The organism is Nocardiopsis sp. CA-288880 (assembly GCF_050955985.1).
In the GTDB taxonomy this organism is placed as follows: domain Bacteria; phylum Actinomycetota; class Actinomycetes; order Streptosporangiales; family Streptosporangiaceae; genus Nocardiopsis; species Nocardiopsis tropica.
In genome coordinates, this window is sequence record NZ_CP192105.1 from 7,111,511 (window position 1) to 7,127,596 (window position 16,086).

The following is a 16,086-nucleotide window of genomic DNA, read 5'->3' on the forward strand; positions in this document are numbered from 1 at the left end:
GGCTCCGGCCATGGACCGAGGAACCGGCACCCCCGAGAGCCCCGTCCGGCCCGATGTTCCGGGCCGGGCGAACGACTACGACGGCTTCGCCGAGGCGTACGCGGCGGAGAACGAGAACAACCTCCAGAACGCCTACTACGAGCGGCCCGCGATGGTGGCCCTCGCCGGAGACGTGGCCGGCCGCCGGATCCTGGACGCCGGCTGCGGCGCGGGCCCCCTGTCGGCCGCCCTGCGCGACCGCGGCGCCGTCGTCACCGGCGTCGACGCCAGCGCCGGGATGCTGGCGCTGGCCAGGCGGCGGCTCGGGGACGGCGTGGACCTGCGCGTGGCGGACCTGGGCGACCCCCTGCCGTTCGACGACGGCGCGTTCGACGACGTGGTCGCGTCGCTGGTACTGCACTACCTCGAGGACTGGGGGCCGACGCTGGCCGAGATGCGGCGCGTGCTCAGGCCGGGCGGCCGGCTGATCGCCTCGGTGCAGCACCCGTTCGCGGACTACGCGATCCAGGACCCCCGGCCCGACTATTCGGCGACCACGAGCTATTCCGACGAGTTCTCGTTCGGCGGGCGGTCCGTCGCGCTGAAGTTCTGGCGCCGACCGCTGCACGCGATGACCGACGCCTTCACCGCCGCCGGCTTCCGCCTCTCCGTCATCAGCGAGCCGCAGCCCGACCCGGCCGCCCGCGAGCTGTTCCCCGACGACTTCCACGCCCTGTCCACGCAGATCGGCTTCCTGTTCTTCGTCGTCGAGGCGCCGCCGTCGCCCGCCGACCGGTCGGCGGCCGCCGCCGGGTGAGTCCCCGCCCGGGCAGGTCCGGGTGACCGGGCGGGGCGGGAGGCTCATCGGCCCGAGCGGGCGGAGAGCCGCGGCGAGAGCATGCGGCCGACCGCGCGCAGCAGGGAGCGGAACTCGGCCCCGTTCGGGCGCACGCCCAGCCCGGCGTACATCAGCGCGTTCCCGTACTCGGCCATGAGGACGATCCGGCCGTCCTCGACATCGAACCGCGTCACATAGGTGTTGCGGTAGGGCCGGCCCGTGCGCGCCACGACCATGTCGCCGACGCCGTGGAAGAAGAGCTCGCCGTCGGGCGAGACGATCCATCTGTGGTCGCGCCAGCGCAGCGGGGAGAACTTGTCGAACAGGGCGCCCGTGTACGCGAGGACCTCGCTCCTGCCCTTGACGTCGGCGACGCAGACGCCCCGCTTGCGGCCCCCGACGATGTCGGCGACGCCCTGGGGGGCCGTGGCGCCCCGGGCGTGCATGAACAGCTGCCGTGCCTCGCCTGCCAGGGTCCGGGCCACGGCGTCGATGTCCTTGGCCTCGACGGCGCGGATGAACTCCTGGGCCACGGCGAGCCCGGTGTGTGTGGCGGAAGTCGTTCTCTGGTCGTCCATGAGGTTTCCGATCGTTGTGCGGGTGGGTGCGGAGATCCGGTTCAGGCGTCCCAGGACAGCAGGGGCTCACCGAACGAGGTGGGGATTCCGAAGGAGGCGAAGCGGGGCGTCCACCACCGCGTGAACTCGGACTCGTAGGCCAGGAGCCGCTCGGAGAAGGCGGCCAGGTCGACGCCTTCGTCGAATTCGAGGTAGACGATGAACTCCGCGCCGCCGTCCTCGCCGGGCTGGAGCCACATCCGCTCCCGGTGGTAGCCGACCTCGCGGGCCCGGGTGCCCAGGCCGGGCAGGTGGTCCCTGTTCAGGTCGGCGAGGAGGTCTCGGAACTCCTGGACGCGGTTCCGGGGGATCGTGAAGGTCCACGCTGTACTGGTCATTGCCCTCTCCTCGGCCTCGGGCGGTCCGCCGCCCGTGCGGGGCGGTCCCGGTGAACCGGGTGCGCTCCCGATGATCCGGGGGGCCGGGCGGGGCAGGAAGGCCGAGCCGAGGGTGGTACCGGCAGGACCAGGCTCGCCCGTCGGCACAGGGCGGGGACAATAGGGGGCATGCCGAGCAGCGATCGAACCGAGTTCGGGGCGTACCTGAGGCGGCGCAGGGCCGCGATGAGCCCCGCGGACCCTCGGATCGGCGTGCGGACCTCCCGCCGACGGGTTCCGGGGCTCCGCCGCCAGGAGGTCTCCGACCTGGCGGGGATCTCGGTGGAGTACTACACACGCCTGGAGCAGGGCAGGGCGCCCCGCCCCTCGCGCGAGATCCTCGCCTCGCTGGCCCAGGCGTTCGGTCTCTCGGACGCCGAACGCGCCCACCTCTTCCGGCTGGGCGGTGAGCCCCCGCCCGAGCCGGCCTCCCCCGCCTCGGTCATCCGCCCCGGGCTGCTGCGCCTGCTGCGGGGCCTGGACGAGACGATGCCGGTCACCGTGCACGACGGGCGCCTGGACCTGCTGGCCCGCAACAAGGCCGCGCAGGAGCTGCTCGGGACCGCGTTCGGCGACGGCCCGTTCGATCGCAACATCGCCTACCGGGCCTTCACGACCGACACCCTGGCGCGCCTGCTCGGAGACGAGGGCTCGGAGCGCTTCCTGCGGGCCGCGGCCGCCGAGTTCCGGATCGCGCTGAGCCGGTACCCCGACGACGCCTACCTGCGGTCCCTGCTCTCCGAGCTCACCGCGACCAGCCAGAGCTTCCGCGACCACTGGGAGGAGGGGGAGGTCGGCGCTTCCAGGTCGGCGGTCAAGCGGATGCACCACCCGACCCGGGGGTGGGCCCGCTTCGACATCGAGGTGCTGCACGACCCCGAGCGGGACCACTGGATCATGCTCTACACGCCCCAGGACGACGGGTAGCCCTCCGCGCCGCACAGCAGACGGCCACGGGGCGGAGCAGGAGGGTGGAGCGGGCATGCGGGGCGGGGACACAGGAGCGGGCTCCCTACGGGCTCCCAAGCCCCCGGGAACGACGAAGGGCGTTCCTCGCAGAAAAGGAACGCCCAGGTGGGGAGGGGTAGGCCCCCAGGGGCTCGAACCCTGAACCCACGGATTAAAAGTCCGTTGCTCTGCCAATTGAGCTAGAGGCCCTCGGCGACTCCCGGGCATGCTGCCGCCCGTCGCCAGAGGCAACTCTACCCCAGCGGTAGGCCCTTCGTGCTGCCGATGGGACCCCGCGCGCAACGCGCCTGATCACCGTGCCGCCACGCGGGTCCCTCCGCCGCGGACGGGCCCGGAAGCCGTCCTCCGGGCGCTCCGGGAGCGGGCCCGGAGCCCGGTTCCCCCGACCCAGAGCGCCGGGGAACCGCGGACGGCTCTCAGCGGCTCACGGGCTCGGCGCACGCCTCGGCCGACACGGCGCCCGGCCCGGACTCGCCGGGGCGGCGGCTCCGCGCGGCGGGCCTCGCACTCGGCATCGACAGCTGATAGATTCGTACATGCGTTCTAATCGTGGTCGGGGAAGGCCACGACGGGCACGCGGGGGCGTCACCGGTCTCTCGGCGGGAGAGCGGTGACGCCCCTTCTTCTGCCTCAGGGCCGCGACGCCCGCACGGGGACGGCCCCGGCCCGCCGCGCGCGGACGTCGGCCCATGTGCGGAGCACGGCCGAGGCGACGCCGGCCGCCGCGGCGACGGCGAGGGAGAGGGCGACGTCGGGCGCCCACGCGAGGGCCCCGTCGACCCCCGCCACCGCGAGGAGGACGGCCCCGGCCCCGACGGGGAGCAGCCCGGGAAGGATCCGGAACGCGGTGGCCGTCCCGGTGGGCGGAGCGGCCGGGGTGCGCGGTCGGCGCAGTGCCGCACACGCCCCGGCGGCCGTCGCCGTCAGCCACACGGCCAGACCGGTGGTGGCGGCGACGGTGAGCAGGTAGGCGGTGCGGGACGGGCCGCCTTCCGGCTCCGGGGCGCCCGCGAGCATGGCGGAGGCCCCGAACAGGACGTCCGTGCTCGCCGCGTCGTGCAGGAGCCCGTGGGAGTTCTGCTGCATGACGAGGGCGAGGCCGCGCTCGGGGAGCAGGAGCAGCACGGCCGAGTAGCCGGGCGCGGCCCCGCTGTGCCACACGGCCCCGTCCAGCGGGGCGTCGAGTCCGCCGACGCGCCACCCCAGGCCGTAGCCCGTCCCCTCCCCGTCGTCCGTGGTCTGCTCGCGGCTCATCTCCCCGAAGGAGTCCGCCGACAGGACGCCCCCTCCGCCCCGGAGGTACAGGGAGGCGATCGCCGCGAGGTCGTCGAGGTCGCCGCCGAGGTAGCCGTACGCCGCCCCGTGGGGGTCGAGTCCGGCCGCGACCGGCGCGGTGACCCCCCAGAGCGGGAGGTGCCCCGGGGCCAGGGCGCGGTCGCGGGCCGAGGCGGGGTCGGTGATCGCACCGTCCGCACCCGCCGGTTCGAGCACGGCGTCGCGGACGTGGTCGGGGAAGGGGACGCCGGTGACGGACTCGACCACGGCGGCGAGGACCAGGTAGTTGGCGCTGGTGTAGGCGTACTCGCCGCCGGGGGGCGCGAGGGGCCGGACCCGGTCCAGCGCCGGGAGGCGGTCGGCGGGCCGAGGGCAGTCCCCCCGGCAGTCGGAGACCGCGAAGGCCGACGAGGGCGGCAGGCCCGAGGTCTGGGCGAGCAGGTGGCGGACGGTGGTCCGCGGGGCGTGCGCCCCTCCGAACCGGAATTCCGGCAGGTGGTCGGCGACCGGGTCGTCCAGTCCGAGTTCGCCGTCCTCGGCCAGCGCGAGGACGGCGGTCGCGGTGACCGGCTTGGCCACGGACCCCCACAGGAACGGCGTCCCGGCCGTGACGGGGGCCCCGTCGCCGTCGGTTCCCCACGCCGCCCGGTGGAGGGGCCCGTCGGGTCCGACCACCGCGTAGGAGAGTCCGGGCGTGCCGGTCGCCTCCATGCGCCTCTGCACGTAGTCGTCGATCGCGGCGTAGGGGTCGGCGGGTTCCCGTGCGGCGGCGTCCGCGGCGGGGGAGCCGACCGGGGCGAGGAGCAGTGCCGCGCAGAGGGCGGCGGCCCATCGCGGGGCGGAGCGGGCGGGACGGCGGTTCATGGGGGTCTCCACGGGTGGCTTGTTAACCGTATGGCCGTACGACCATAATCGTATACCCATACGGTTATCAAGGCCGGGGCCGGGCACCGCCCGGACCCGCACCGGGATCCGCGGTGCGCGCCCACGGACCGCCCCCGGACGCGACAGCGCCCGCCGGGATCCGGCGGGCGCTGTCGCGGCGGTGTCCGGTCGGGCGACCGGGCGGCCTCAGAAGTAGACCGGGGTGAGGTCCTCCGTCGGCCAGGCGCCGACCTCGCCGATCGCGTCCCACAGGTTCGGGTCGATCACGCCCCAGTCGAGGTCGTCGCCCTCCTTGCGCCGGTTGAAGAGCGCCACGACCGTGTAGCCGTTGCTGCGCGCCAAGAACGTGTAGGTCCCCGGCATGCTCCCGGTGTGCCAGGTGTTCTCACCTCCGGAGGTCGGGCGCACGGACCACCCGAGGCCGTAGTGGGTCGCCCCGCCCCCGGTCTCGGGCGCGGCGAACACCGTGTCGACGGACTCCGGCGTGAGCACCCCCGCCTCGTCCGGGGTGTCGTAGACGGTGCAGAACCGCGCGAGGTCGGCCGCGGAGGCGACCCAGCCCCCGTTGCCGAGCTGGATCTCCAGGTTGAACCCGCCGTACGGGTAGGGGACCTGGGCGCCCGACATGTCGACGGCCGACGTGGACGTGTGCCGGGATTCGTACCGGACCTCGCCGGCCTGGTCCCGGGAAAGAGACCGGCCCGCCCTCATCCGGGCGATGTCCACCGCGCCCAGGACGTCGGAGACGACGTAGTCCTCGAAGGAGGTCCCCACCACCCCGGCGATCGCGCGGGAGACGAGCAGGTATCCGTAGTTGCTGTACGCGTAGGTCGTGCCGGGGTCGTGGTCGAGGGCGGCCCCGCTGACGTAGGAGACGACCTCCTCCTCCCCCAGCGGCAGGTCCACCCCCATGTCCCGGGAGATGGCGACGGTGCTCCACAGGGGGTCTCCGGAGAGGTCCCTGTCCCATCCGCCCAGGTGCTGCAGCGCCCGCCGGACCGTCACCCCGCCCAGGCGCGGGTCGGCCGTCCCGCCGGGCAGGGGCGACAGGTCGACCAGGTCGGCCAGGGGCGCGTCCAGGTCGAGCCGGCCCTCCTGCGCGAGCCGCACGGCGGCCGTCGCGGCGATCGGCTTGCTCAGGCTCGCGATGCGGAAGACGTCGGTCTCCCCCGTGGTCGCGACGCTGTCGTCGCCCCACGTGTAGCCGCGCGCCAGGGACAACTTCCCGTTCCGCGCCACGGCGAGCGACCCCGCACTGATACCGCGCGCCTGCATGTAGTCCTTCATCACGTCGTCGAAGTGCGCGAGCGGGGCCACGTCCTCACCGGTGACCCTCCAGGTGCGCTCGGCCGCGGACGCCGGGCCCGTCCCGAGCGCTCCGGCGGCCGCGACGGCGACCCCCGCCGCCCCGGAGAGCCCGAGCATTCCGCGCCGCGAGAGCTTTCCGGGAAATGCGGGTGCTGCGGGGGAAACGGCACGGGCGGTACTGCGACCTGCGACAGGGGAGAACACATGACCTCCGGGGGAGAGCGACGGCGGGTATCCGTGTGCGACACGCGGGACGCCCTCCACCTGGGCATCCCTTCGACACAGAAGGCGCACGGTACCCATGTCGGGCACTGGTGACAACCGCGAACAAAAGGCCTGTCTTTTCACGGAACCGCCACCGTCGAGAACCGGGGGAAATCGGCGAGGAATGGCAGCGAGGCGAACGAAAAGCTGCTCTTCTCACCTTTTTCCCGGCGTGGACACGGCTCCGGCCGACACACCCGGGCGGCCCCGGCGTCCGGGGGCGCCGCCCGCGGGCCGCGCCCGGAGGAGCTCCCGCGCCCGGAGGAGCGCCCGTGCCCGCGGCCCCGGACCGGCCGCCGCCGTGCCGATTCCTTTTCCGGCGGACCGCCGTCACACGGTCGGACACGACGGCGCAGCACCGGGATAGGAGCAGGACACATGGGCTCGAACAGCAGGAACGCAAACGCGGCGGACTCCGCGGTCGTCTCGGCGGACGGGACGCGGATCGCCTTCGAGCGCCTCGGCGAGGGGAGCCCGGTGGTCCTGGTCTCCTCGGCCCTGGCCGACCGCGGGGACACCCGCGGGCTCGCCCGCCTGCTCGCCCGGCGGTTCACCGTGGTCAACTACGACCGGCGCGGCCGGGGCGCGAGCGGCGACGCGAAGGCCTACGCCGTGGAGCGCGAGATCGAGGACATCGCGGCGCTGATCGCGCACGTCGGCGGCTCGGCGTCGGTGTTCGGCAGCTCGTCCGGGGCGGTTCTCGCGATCCGTGCCGCCGTCGCCGGGGCGGGTGTCGGCCGGCTCGCCCTCTACGAGCCGCCGTTCTCGGTGGAACCGGGCGGCTTCGGCCCCCCGCCGGGCTTCCCGTCGCGCATCGACGCCCTGCTCTCCGAGGGACGGCGCTCGGACGCGGTGCGGGAGTTCATGACCGGGGCGCAGGGCATGCCCGGGTTCATGGTGGGGCTGATGCGACTGATGCCCAGGGAGTGGGCGAACCTGACGGCGATGGCGCACACCCTGCCCTACGACATCGCGGTCATGGGCGACACCCAGCGGGGGGAGCCGCTGGACGCGGACGCGTGGTCGACCGGCGCGCGAACGCTGGTGCTGACGGGCGGCAGGAGCCCGGCCGGGTTCCACAGGGCCGCGGAGGGGCTGGCGGGGGTGCTCGGCACCGCCGAGCACCGCGTGCTGCCGGGTCTGAACCACGGCTCGGTGATGACGGCGCCGAAGCGACTCGCGCCCGTGCTGGCGGAGTTCTTCGGCGGCCGGTGACCCGCCGGGGGCCGGGCCGGGGCCCGGCCCCCGGGAACGGAGGGACGCGGGCCGGGTTCAGGCGCGGCCCGGTGCCGTGTCGCCTCCCGCGTCTCCCGCCGATCCGGGCGCCTGCGACAGCAGCGCCCGGATCGCGGCGGCGAGCCGCGTCCCGTCCGGCGTCTCGCCGGGTGAGACCAGGCTCTGCGCCATCACGCCGGGCATCAGCGTCAGCATGAGCGAGCCGACCGTGCCCTCCTGCTCGTCCGTCACCTGTTCCACCGGAACGCCGAGCACGACGGCGGCCAGCCCCCGGCGTGCGAGCCGGTGGGCCCCGGCGAGCTGGTCGCGGAGTTCGGGCATGCGGTCGAGCTGGGCCAGCACCTCGAAGTTCGCGGCCACCATCGTGCGGACGTCGTCCAGGGAGCGCACGAGCCGGTTCATCGTCTCCTCGAACCTGTCGACCGGCGCGGAACCGCCGTCGGCGGCGGAGAGCACCGCGAGCACGCGGTCCGACCACTCCCCCACGACGGCGATCATCGCGGTGGTCAGCAGGACCTCCTTGGACCCGTAGTGGTAGCCGATCGACGCCAGGTTCGCCCCCGAGGCGGCCACGATGTCGCGCGAGGTCGTGCGGGCGTAGCCCTTCGTGTACAGGCACTGCTTGGCGCCTTCCAGCAACTGCTCCTTGTGTCCCATGCACCCACTCTAACCTCTTTATATACAAGCGTATTGTACAAACGTCATATACATACGTATGATCGCTCCATGATCGAGATCCGCGAACTCCCTCCCTCCGACGAGGAGCGGGCGGCCGCCGTCGCCGCCGAGGCGATGGGCTCCGACCCCGTGACGGCCTGGATGATCCCCGACGCCGGGGAACGCCGCGCACTCCTCCCCGCCCTGATGCGCGAGTTCGTCGCCACCGCGCTCGCGACCGACCGGGTGCTGGTCGACGGGACCGGGAGCGCCCTCGCCCTCTGGTCCCACCGCCCGGGCCCCGCCCGGCCCCCGGGCGAGGAGGACCTCCGGGCGCTCCCCGCGGCGTACGCGCCCCACGTGCCGCGGATCGCCCTGCTCGCGCGGACCATGGAGGACCGGCACCCGGCCGTCCCCCACCTGTACCTCTCGACGATCTGCGTGCTGCCCCGCGCACGGGGCCGGGGACTGGGCTCGGCCCTGTTGGGCCACCGCCTCGACGGCGCCGGCCTCCCCGCCTACCTGGAGGCCAGCACCGAGCGGAGCGCGGCCCTCTACGCCCGGCACGGGTTCGCCCCGCTCGGCGACCCGGTCACCCTTCCCGACGGACCCACCGTCCACCCGATGTGGCGCGAGCCCAACCCATGAGGAGAAGACCCGTGCAGGCGTACACCCATGTGACCGTGATCGACTCCACCGGCGGCCCGGCCGCCCCGGACCGCACCGTCCTCGTCGAGGACGGCGTCATCACCGCGGTCGGACGCACCGCGGAGGTCCCCGTACCGGAGACCGCGTCGGTGGTCGACCTCACCGGCAAGTACCTCATCCCGGGCCTGGCGGACATGCACGTCCACAGCGACATCGAGGACGAGCGGATCATCCCCGCGCTCTACCTCGCGAACGGCGTCACCACCGTGCGCGAGATGTGGGGCGGCCCCCGGGTCCACGACTGGCGGCGGCGCATCGCGGCCGGAACCATGTCGGGACCCCGCTGGGTCGTCGGCGGCAACCTGGTGGACGGCTCCCCCTCCCTGTGGGAGGACATCCCGGGCCCCGCGGCGCCCACCGTCGTCAAGGGCGCCCAGGACGCCCGCCGCGCCGTCGGCGAGACCCGCGACGCCGGGGCGGACTTCGTGAAGGTCTACTCCCGGCTGGACCGCGAGTCCTACCTCGCCCTGATGGAGGAGGCCCGGCGCCAGGACATCCCCGTCGCCGGCCACCGCTCGGACCTGGTGCCCTTCGTGGAACAGGTCGAACTGGGCCAGCGCTCCTTCGAGCACGTCCACGGCCTGTGGCCCGCGCTCTCCCGGGACGCGGCGGGGATGGAGGCGTCGATGGCGCGGATCTCCCTCGAACCCGACACCTACTACTCCAGCTGGTTCCGGCAGATCAACGAGGTGGAGTGGGAGTCCGTCAACTCCTACGACTCCGCGGCGGCGGCCTCGGTGTTCGGACGGCTGGCCGCCAACGACGTGGCCCTGTGCCCCACGCTGGTGATGCACGAGAAGGTGGACCTGCCGGAGCGGGCCGGACTGGACGACCCCCGCCTGCGGTACCTGCCGCCGTACATGCGCGAGATGTGGGAGTACGTCCTGGCACAGGTCTACACGCGCGGACGCAGCGCCGCCGAGGGGGCCCTGCGCCGCGACCTGTTCGAGCGGCGCCGGGAGACCGTCGTCGCGATGGACGCGGCCGGGGTGCGCCTGCTCGCGGGCACCGACCCGCTCACCCCGGGCGTCCTCCCCGGGTTCGGCCTGCACGACGAGCTGGAACTGCTGGTGAGGTCAGGGCTGAGCCCCGCGCGGGTCCTGCGGATCGCGACCCTGGAGGCGGCCCGTTTCCTGGGCCGCGAACAGTGGTCGGGCACCGTCCGGGCGGGCAGGGCCGCCGACCTCGTGGTGCTGGACGCCGACCCCCTGGCCGACATCCGCAACACCACGCGCATCCACGCCGTCGTGGCCGCGGGCAGGTTCATCGGCCCCGGGGAGCGGCAGGCGCTGCTCGACACCGCCGAGCGCGCGGCGGCGGCCCAGGTCGCCTGACCCGCCGGGCCCCGCGGGCCGGGTCCCCGGGCGTACCGGCGACCCGGTGCGCCCGGGGCCTCCAGGGGGCCCGGGCCCCTCCGCGCGGACCGCCGTCCCGAGGGCCCCGCGGCCCCTGACGGAGGGGCCGGCGATGCCCGGAGCGGGATTCCCCGGTCTCGTTTCGAGGACAACCGGTGATCCCACATTTCCTCCCGCGGGCCGGCACACGCCCTGAACTGGCCTTTTCCGAAGACCATGGGAAACGGCAATAGCAGAGCCCTTTTCCCTGACATCCGAGCACACCCGAAGCCGCTGATTTCGGCCCGTGCCGTCCGACCTGCGAATCTGCGGGAAACCTTGCCCGGAGCCCCCTGCGGAGCCTTCCCCGGAAGAGATAATACGCCTGTGAGACGCGACACGAATCCCTTCCATAAAGCCCCAGGTAGGACCCTCCGAAGCACGTGGATTACCTGCCTGGAACGACGCCGCCGCGATGACTATGGGGCTTCTGTGCACTAAAGTCTTCCTACCATGGCGTATTCAGCGAGAAGTCCGTCGTCGTTGGTCTCGACCCGACCGGCCCGCCAGGGCGACCCCGGCCTGGCCGAGGCCCTGTCGGCGCACCTGGGCATCGAACTCACCCCCCGCGAGTTCACGCTGCCCGACGGCACGAGGATCGGCGTCGACTGCGCCGACGGGGGCCGCCCGAGCCTCCTGGTGCAGTTCACCCCGCTCCAGGGCCCGGTCAAGTCGACCCAGCGCAACAAGGTCATCGCCGACGCCTTCAAGCTCGTGTGGCTGCGCGACCACCACTTCCCGGACGCGCACGTCCTCCTGGTCATCGGCGAACCGCTCGCCCGGCTGTTCGGGCGGGGGGCCTGGCTCCCCGCCGCGTTCGCCTCCTACAGGATCACCGTCGCCCTGGTGGACGAGCATCACAGGATCCGCACACTCGATATCAGTACGTGATGAACACTTCATAACGCGTTAATCGATTAACCCTAACGTTCCACGCGTCAAACCCCGCGGGCCGCCGCATTCCATGCTCCCACCCGCTCTCCAACGAACGTCTCCGGTCCCTGGTTCGCCCTGCCCGGAGGCAGTCATCCCCGGAGGGTGTTCATGGATGTCCCGCCCGTCGCGCATGCGCGCCTCGCGTGCGCGCCCGCGCGCCGCCGCGCGCCACATGCGCGCGCGACCCTTTCCCGCGCCGACGACGCGCCGCCGGCGCACGCGTCCCCGATTCCCACCGGGCGCCCGGGTCCCCTTTTCCCCGCTTTCCCCGCGTACCGCACAGCCGTTCCCGCTCCTCCGCAGCCCTTTTCGGGCACCCCCGACCGGCGCTCCTCCCTTTGCCCCGGAAACACCCATTCACCGGAGCGACACCGTGTGCGATCATCCGATCACGCATATCGAGGAGCAGGAATGACACCGCCGCCCACCGACCCTTCCGCGCACGGCGCCGCCTCGCGGGCGCCCGCAGCGGTTCCGCGCCTCCGGCTCCCCGCGGGGACCGGACCCCTCCCCCGATTCCCTCTCGGGGAGCGGACGCCGCGGCACGGGTGCGCGGCGTGACCGGCGACAGGATCGAGGTGCGCGGGCTCACCAAGGCCTACGAGGGCGCCGACCCGCTCCGGCCGGCGCTCCACGACGTCGACCTGGAGATCCCCCGGGGCCGCTTCGTCAGCCTCATCGGCCCCAGCGGATGCGGGAAGTCCACCCTGCTGCGCGTGGTGGCCGGGCTGGAGCGGCACGACGCCGGGACCGTCTCCGTGTTCGGGTCGACTCCGCAGCGCATGGCCGCCGCCAAGGCCGTCGGCCTCGTCCCCCAGTCCCCGGCCCTGCTCCCCTGGCAGAACGTGCGGCGCAACGTGTCCCTGCCCTCACGCGTCAACCGCCGGGCCGGCCGGGGCAGCGAGGACCCCGACCTGCTGCTCCGCATGGTGGGCCTGGAGGACGCCGCCCGCAAGTACCCCCACGAGCTCTCCGGCGGCATGAGGCAGCGCGTCGCCATCGCCCGCGCCTTCGGCATCCGCCCCGACCTGCTGCTGATGGACGAGCCCTTCTCCGCCCTGGACGAGTTCACCCGTGAGGCGCTCCAGCTCCAGCTCCTCGGGCTGTGGGAGCGCATGTCCACGACGGTCCTGTTCGTCACCCACTCGGTCCGCGAGGCGGTCACCCTCTCCGACACGGTCGTGGTGATGTCCGCCCGTCCGGGACGCGTCCACGAGGTGCTGGACGTCGACCTGCCGCGCCCCCGCGACCGGGGCGTCGTGACCGGGCCCCGCCTGCACGTCCTGGAGGACAGGGTGCGCGCCTCCCTCCAGACCGCCTGGGAGGCCGGAGCCGCCCCCGACGACCTCATCCCCCTGTGAGCACCGCCCCGAGAGGAGGAACGGCCATGGCCACCCAGACCCCCGCCCGTCCCCGTCCCGACCGCGAGGAGGGCCCGCGAGGGGCGGCCCCGCGCGTACGCCGCCGCCTGTTCGGCATCGGGCTGTGGATGCCCGCCACCGTGGCCGTGCTGCTCTGCGGCCTCGCCTGGACGGCGGTCGCCGAGGACCAGCCCTACCTGCTCCCCCCGCTCCCGGAGGTGGGCACGGTCCTGGTGGAGGACCCCGGCCTGTTCCTCGGCAACGCGTGGTCCACGCTCCAGATCGCCCTCCTCGGCGTCTCCTTCGGAGCGGGGACGGCGTTCGTCCTGTCCCTCGTCATGTCCGAGGTGCCGGTGGTGCGGCGCGCGATCATGCCGCTGGCCGTCGTGCTGAACGTGACCCCCGTCGTCGCGCTCGCCCCCGCCCTGGTGGTCGCGTTCGGGTTCGGCATGGCGCCCAAGGTGATCGTCACCGCGATCATCACCTTCTTCCCGGTGCTCATCAACATGACGACCGGGCTGCGGTCGGTGCCCGTGCCCGTCCTGCACGTGTTCTCGACCCTGCACGCCTCCCGCCTGGAGGTGCTGCTCCGGCTGCGCGTCCCCAGCAGCCTCCCCTACGCCCTCGCAGCGCTGCGGGTGGTGTTCCCCCTTTCCATCGTGGGCGCCGTGGTCGCGGAGTTCGTCGCCGCCGGGTCCTCCAGCGGACTCGGCACGATGATCCGCACCTCGGCCGCGACCGCCCGCCTGGAGTACGTCTACGCGGCCATCGCCTGTCTGGCCGCCATGGGCGTGCTGATGCTCGCACTCATCACCGTCCTCGAACGACGACTGCTGTTCTGGCACGAGTCGCAGCAGTGACGCACACACCCGAAGGAGCCCTCGTGGCACTCCCCCCCGCCTCCCTCCCCCGGCCCCGGATCCGGCTCGCACGCCCCGCGGCCGCCGCGGCCCTCACCTCGGCCCTCCTCCTCACCACCGCCTGCGCGGGCGAGGAGGCGACCGAGGAGCCGGCGGACGTGGCCACCGTGATCGACGAGGAGCGGTGCGAGACCAACCGCGCCGCGGGACCCGTCACCTACATCACCGGCTACCAGTACCAGGCCTCCGTGAGCATCCTGGAGGCCGTCGCCGCCGACGCCCTCGGCTTCTTCGACGCCGTCTGCCTCGACGTCGAGATCCAGCCCGGCACCGGCGACACGATCGGCAACTCCCAGCTGGTCTCGGCCGGCACGGCGCACTTCACGTCGCTGGGCAACGAGGCCGAGGTCCTCCAGGCCAACGACGCCGGCCACGACGTCATCGGCATCTCCACGTACGGGCACGTCCCCATCGCCACCCTGCTGACGGGGACCGGCATCCAGGAGCTCGGCGACCTGGAGGGCACCACCCTGGGGCACAAGGGCATGCTGCCCGCCCCGCTGGAGGCCATGCTCGTCGCCGACGGCGTCGACATGGACGCCATCGAGATCGTGGAGGTCGGCTACGACCCCAGCGTCCTGCCCCGCGACCAGGTGCAGGCCCTCACCGGGTTCCGGTCCAACGAGCCGTTCCTCCTCGCCGACATGGACGAGGAGTACAACGAGTGGCTCCCCGAGGACTACGGGGTCGTCGGCTCGTTCGGCGTGATGGCCACGCACCCCGAGTGGGCCCAGGAGAACCCGACCGTGGTCGAGGACTACCTGCGCGCGATCGCCCAGGCGTTCTCGTACTGCCAGGAGAACGGCGAGGAGTGCGTCGGGTACGCCGCCGAGCTGGCCGAGTCCGGGTACGACGTCGACCACAACCTGCGGGTGTGGAACGCCGAGCACGAGCTGGTCACCTCGTCCACGCCCGACGACGCCCCTCCCGGGTACATCGACCTGAACCTGACCGAGGCCGAGGGGGAGACCCTGGTGGACAACGGCCAGCTGGACGAGCTGCCCGACCTGGAGCCCCTGTTCGACCCGCGCTACCTGGAGGCCGTGCACGTCGCCACCGAGGTCTCCTGGCCCGCCGAGTAGCGCGCACGGGCAGGACCCGCCGCACGCGGCGAGCCGCCGGCGCCGCCCGCCCCCGGGCGGGCGGCGCCGGCCGCGCGGACGGCACACGCAGAACCCGAAGCGGCGGCGCGACGACGCGCCGCCAGAGAACTAGGAGCCCACAGGATGGCAGCACCAGGCGGCGCCCCGACCGCCGACACCGAGTACGGGATCTTCCTGCCCATCGGTAACGGAGGCTGGATCGTGTCGGAGACGGCACCGCATCCGCAGGCCACGTACGAGTACAACAAGAAGGCCGCGATCCTCGCCGAGGCCCACGGACTCGACTTCGTCATGTCCATGGGCAAGTGGCGCGGTTACGACGGGGCCACCGACCACTGGGGGCGCACCCTGGAGTCCATGACGATGATGTCGGGGCTCGCCGAGGCGACCGAGCGCGTCAAGGTGTGGGCGACCGTCCACACGAACCTGTTCCACCCGGCCCTGGCCGCGAAGATGTACACCACCCTCCAGCAGGTGAGCGGGGGGCGGGCCGGGATGAACATCGTCGTGGGGTCCTACGCCGACGAGTTCGCGCAGATGGGCCTGTGGCGGGACGACCTCGGCCACGCCGACCGGTACCGGTACACGGAGGAGTGGGCCACCGTCCTCAGACGCCTGTGGACGGAGGACTCCGTCACCCACGACGGCGAGTTCTTCCAGCTCGACGACTGCCGCTCCAGGCCGCACCCCGACCCCGCGCCCACGCTCATCAGCGCCGGGCGCTCCGACACGGGGCTCGACTTCCAGGCCCGGCACTGCGACGGCTCCTTCCTGACCGCGCAGGACCTGCCCGGCCTGCGCGAGGCCAGCCTCGACGTGAAGGCGCGGGCCGACAAGCGGGGCCGGAGCATCCGGACCTACTCGATGCTCACCGTCATCATGGACGAGACCGACGCCGCGGCCGAGGAGCGCCGGCTGGAGTACGGCCGGGGCGCGGACGTGGACGCGATCGTCAACATGAAGCTCTCCTGGGGCCTGCCCCTGGACAGGGCCCTGTCGCTGACCTCCGAGCGCCCGGAGGACGAGGCGTTCCAGACCCCGTTCGTGACCGGGTCGCCGGAGACGGTGACCGGCCGGATCCGCGAGATGGTCGAGTACGCCGAACTGGACGGCCTCATGCTCATCTTCCCGGACTACCACGCCGACCTGGCCGCGTTCGGGGAGCAGGTCATGCCCCGGCTCCGTCAGGGCTGAGCGGCGCCTCCCGGGCCCCGCTCCGGTCCGCGGGGACACGCGGGGACACGCGGTGCCCCGGGAGG

Annotated in this window: 15 protein-coding genes and 1 tRNA gene; 10 read left to right on the forward strand and 6 right to left on the reverse strand. The window is 73.3% G+C overall.

Going from position 1 to position 16,086, the window contains the following annotated elements:
- Positions 1-10 precede the first annotated feature (10 nt).
- Positions 11-796, forward strand: a complete 786-nt coding sequence (locus tag ACQPYD_RS30700) for a class I SAM-dependent methyltransferase (RefSeq protein ID WP_433698838.1) — start codon at positions 11-13, stop codon at positions 794-796.
- Between the two features lie 44 nt (positions 797-840).
- On the opposite strand, the gene ACQPYD_RS30705 is transcribed toward ACQPYD_RS30700, so the two are convergent.
- Both ACQPYD_RS30705 and ACQPYD_RS30710 read right to left on the reverse strand, forming a co-directional pair.
- The gene (locus tag ACQPYD_RS30705) at positions 841-1,395 is read right to left on the reverse strand and encodes a nuclear transport factor 2 family protein (RefSeq protein ID WP_433698839.1); all 555 of its coding nucleotides are present in this window, start codon (positions 1,393-1,395) and stop codon (positions 841-843) included.
- A gap of 41 nt (positions 1,396-1,436) precedes the next feature.
- Positions 1,437-1,772, reverse strand: coding sequence for a hypothetical protein (locus ACQPYD_RS30710; protein ID WP_433698840.1), 336 nt, complete (start codon positions 1,770-1,772; stop codon positions 1,437-1,439).
- 168 nt (positions 1,773-1,940) lie between these two features.
- Between ACQPYD_RS30710 and ACQPYD_RS30715 the strand changes: the two genes are divergently transcribed.
- On the forward strand, positions 1,941-2,738 hold the full coding sequence (locus ACQPYD_RS30715) for a helix-turn-helix transcriptional regulator (RefSeq protein WP_433698841.1): 798 nt from the start codon (positions 1,941-1,943) through the stop codon (positions 2,736-2,738).
- Positions 2,739-2,896: 158 nt separating this feature from the next.
- Here the strand turns inward: ACQPYD_RS30715 and ACQPYD_RS30720 are convergent.
- The 3 genes from ACQPYD_RS30720 to ACQPYD_RS30730 all read right to left on the reverse strand — a co-directional run bounded on the left by ACQPYD_RS30720 (position 2,897) and on the right by ACQPYD_RS30730 (position 6,365).
- A tRNA-Lys gene (locus ACQPYD_RS30720) sits at positions 2,897-2,969 on the reverse strand.
- Positions 2,970-3,410: 441 nt separating this feature from the next.
- A complete protein-coding gene (locus ACQPYD_RS30725) occupies positions 3,411-4,919 on the reverse strand; it encodes a serine hydrolase domain-containing protein (protein WP_433698842.1) in 1,509 nt (502 codons plus the stop codon).
- 207 nt (positions 4,920-5,126) lie between these two features.
- Positions 5,127-6,365 (reverse strand): serine hydrolase domain-containing protein, encoded by a 1,239-nt coding sequence (locus ACQPYD_RS30730; protein WP_433698843.1) that lies wholly within the window; start codon positions 6,363-6,365, stop codon positions 5,127-5,129.
- A 525-nt stretch (positions 6,366-6,890) separates the two neighbouring features.
- Between ACQPYD_RS30730 and ACQPYD_RS30735 the strand changes: the two genes are divergently transcribed.
- Entirely contained in the window at positions 6,891-7,727 is an 837-nt protein-coding gene (locus ACQPYD_RS30735; RefSeq protein WP_433698845.1) for an alpha/beta fold hydrolase, read from the forward strand.
- 57 nt (positions 7,728-7,784) lie between these two features.
- On the opposite strand, the gene ACQPYD_RS30740 is transcribed toward ACQPYD_RS30735, so the two are convergent.
- A complete protein-coding gene (locus ACQPYD_RS30740; protein ID WP_433698846.1) occupies positions 7,785-8,405 on the reverse strand; it encodes a TetR/AcrR family transcriptional regulator in 621 nt (206 codons plus the stop codon).
- Between the two features lie 69 nt (positions 8,406-8,474).
- Between ACQPYD_RS30740 and ACQPYD_RS30745 the strand changes: the two genes are divergently transcribed.
- The 7 genes from ACQPYD_RS30745 (at position 8,475) to ACQPYD_RS30775 (ending at position 16,021) form a co-directional block, all read left to right on the forward strand.
- Positions 8,475-9,053, forward strand: a complete 579-nt coding sequence (locus ACQPYD_RS30745; RefSeq protein ID WP_433698847.1) for a GNAT family N-acetyltransferase — start codon at positions 8,475-8,477, stop codon at positions 9,051-9,053.
- Positions 9,054-9,064: 11 nt separating this feature from the next.
- Positions 9,065-10,447 (forward strand): amidohydrolase family protein, encoded by a 1,383-nt coding sequence (locus ACQPYD_RS30750; protein ID WP_433698848.1) that lies wholly within the window; start codon positions 9,065-9,067, stop codon positions 10,445-10,447.
- Positions 10,448-10,990: 543 nt separating this feature from the next.
- Complete coding sequence (locus ACQPYD_RS30755; protein ID WP_267947023.1) at positions 10,991-11,398, forward strand: hypothetical protein; 408 nt, start codon at positions 10,991-10,993, stop codon at positions 11,396-11,398.
- 602 nt (positions 11,399-12,000) lie between these two features.
- Entirely contained in the window at positions 12,001-12,804 is an 804-nt protein-coding gene (locus tag ACQPYD_RS30760) for an ABC transporter ATP-binding protein (RefSeq protein WP_433698849.1), read from the forward strand.
- 26 nt (positions 12,805-12,830) lie between these two features.
- The gene (locus ACQPYD_RS30765) at positions 12,831-13,664 is read left to right on the forward strand and encodes an ABC transporter permease (protein ID WP_433698850.1); all 834 of its coding nucleotides are present in this window, start codon (positions 12,831-12,833) and stop codon (positions 13,662-13,664) included.
- A 23-nt stretch (positions 13,665-13,687) separates the two neighbouring features.
- On the forward strand, positions 13,688-14,806 hold the full coding sequence (locus ACQPYD_RS30770) for an ABC transporter substrate-binding protein (RefSeq protein WP_433698851.1): 1,119 nt from the start codon (positions 13,688-13,690) through the stop codon (positions 14,804-14,806).
- Between the two features lie 144 nt (positions 14,807-14,950).
- The gene (locus ACQPYD_RS30775) at positions 14,951-16,021 is read left to right on the forward strand and encodes an LLM class flavin-dependent oxidoreductase (protein WP_433698852.1); all 1,071 of its coding nucleotides are present in this window, start codon (positions 14,951-14,953) and stop codon (positions 16,019-16,021) included.
- Positions 16,022-16,086 lie beyond the last annotated feature (65 nt).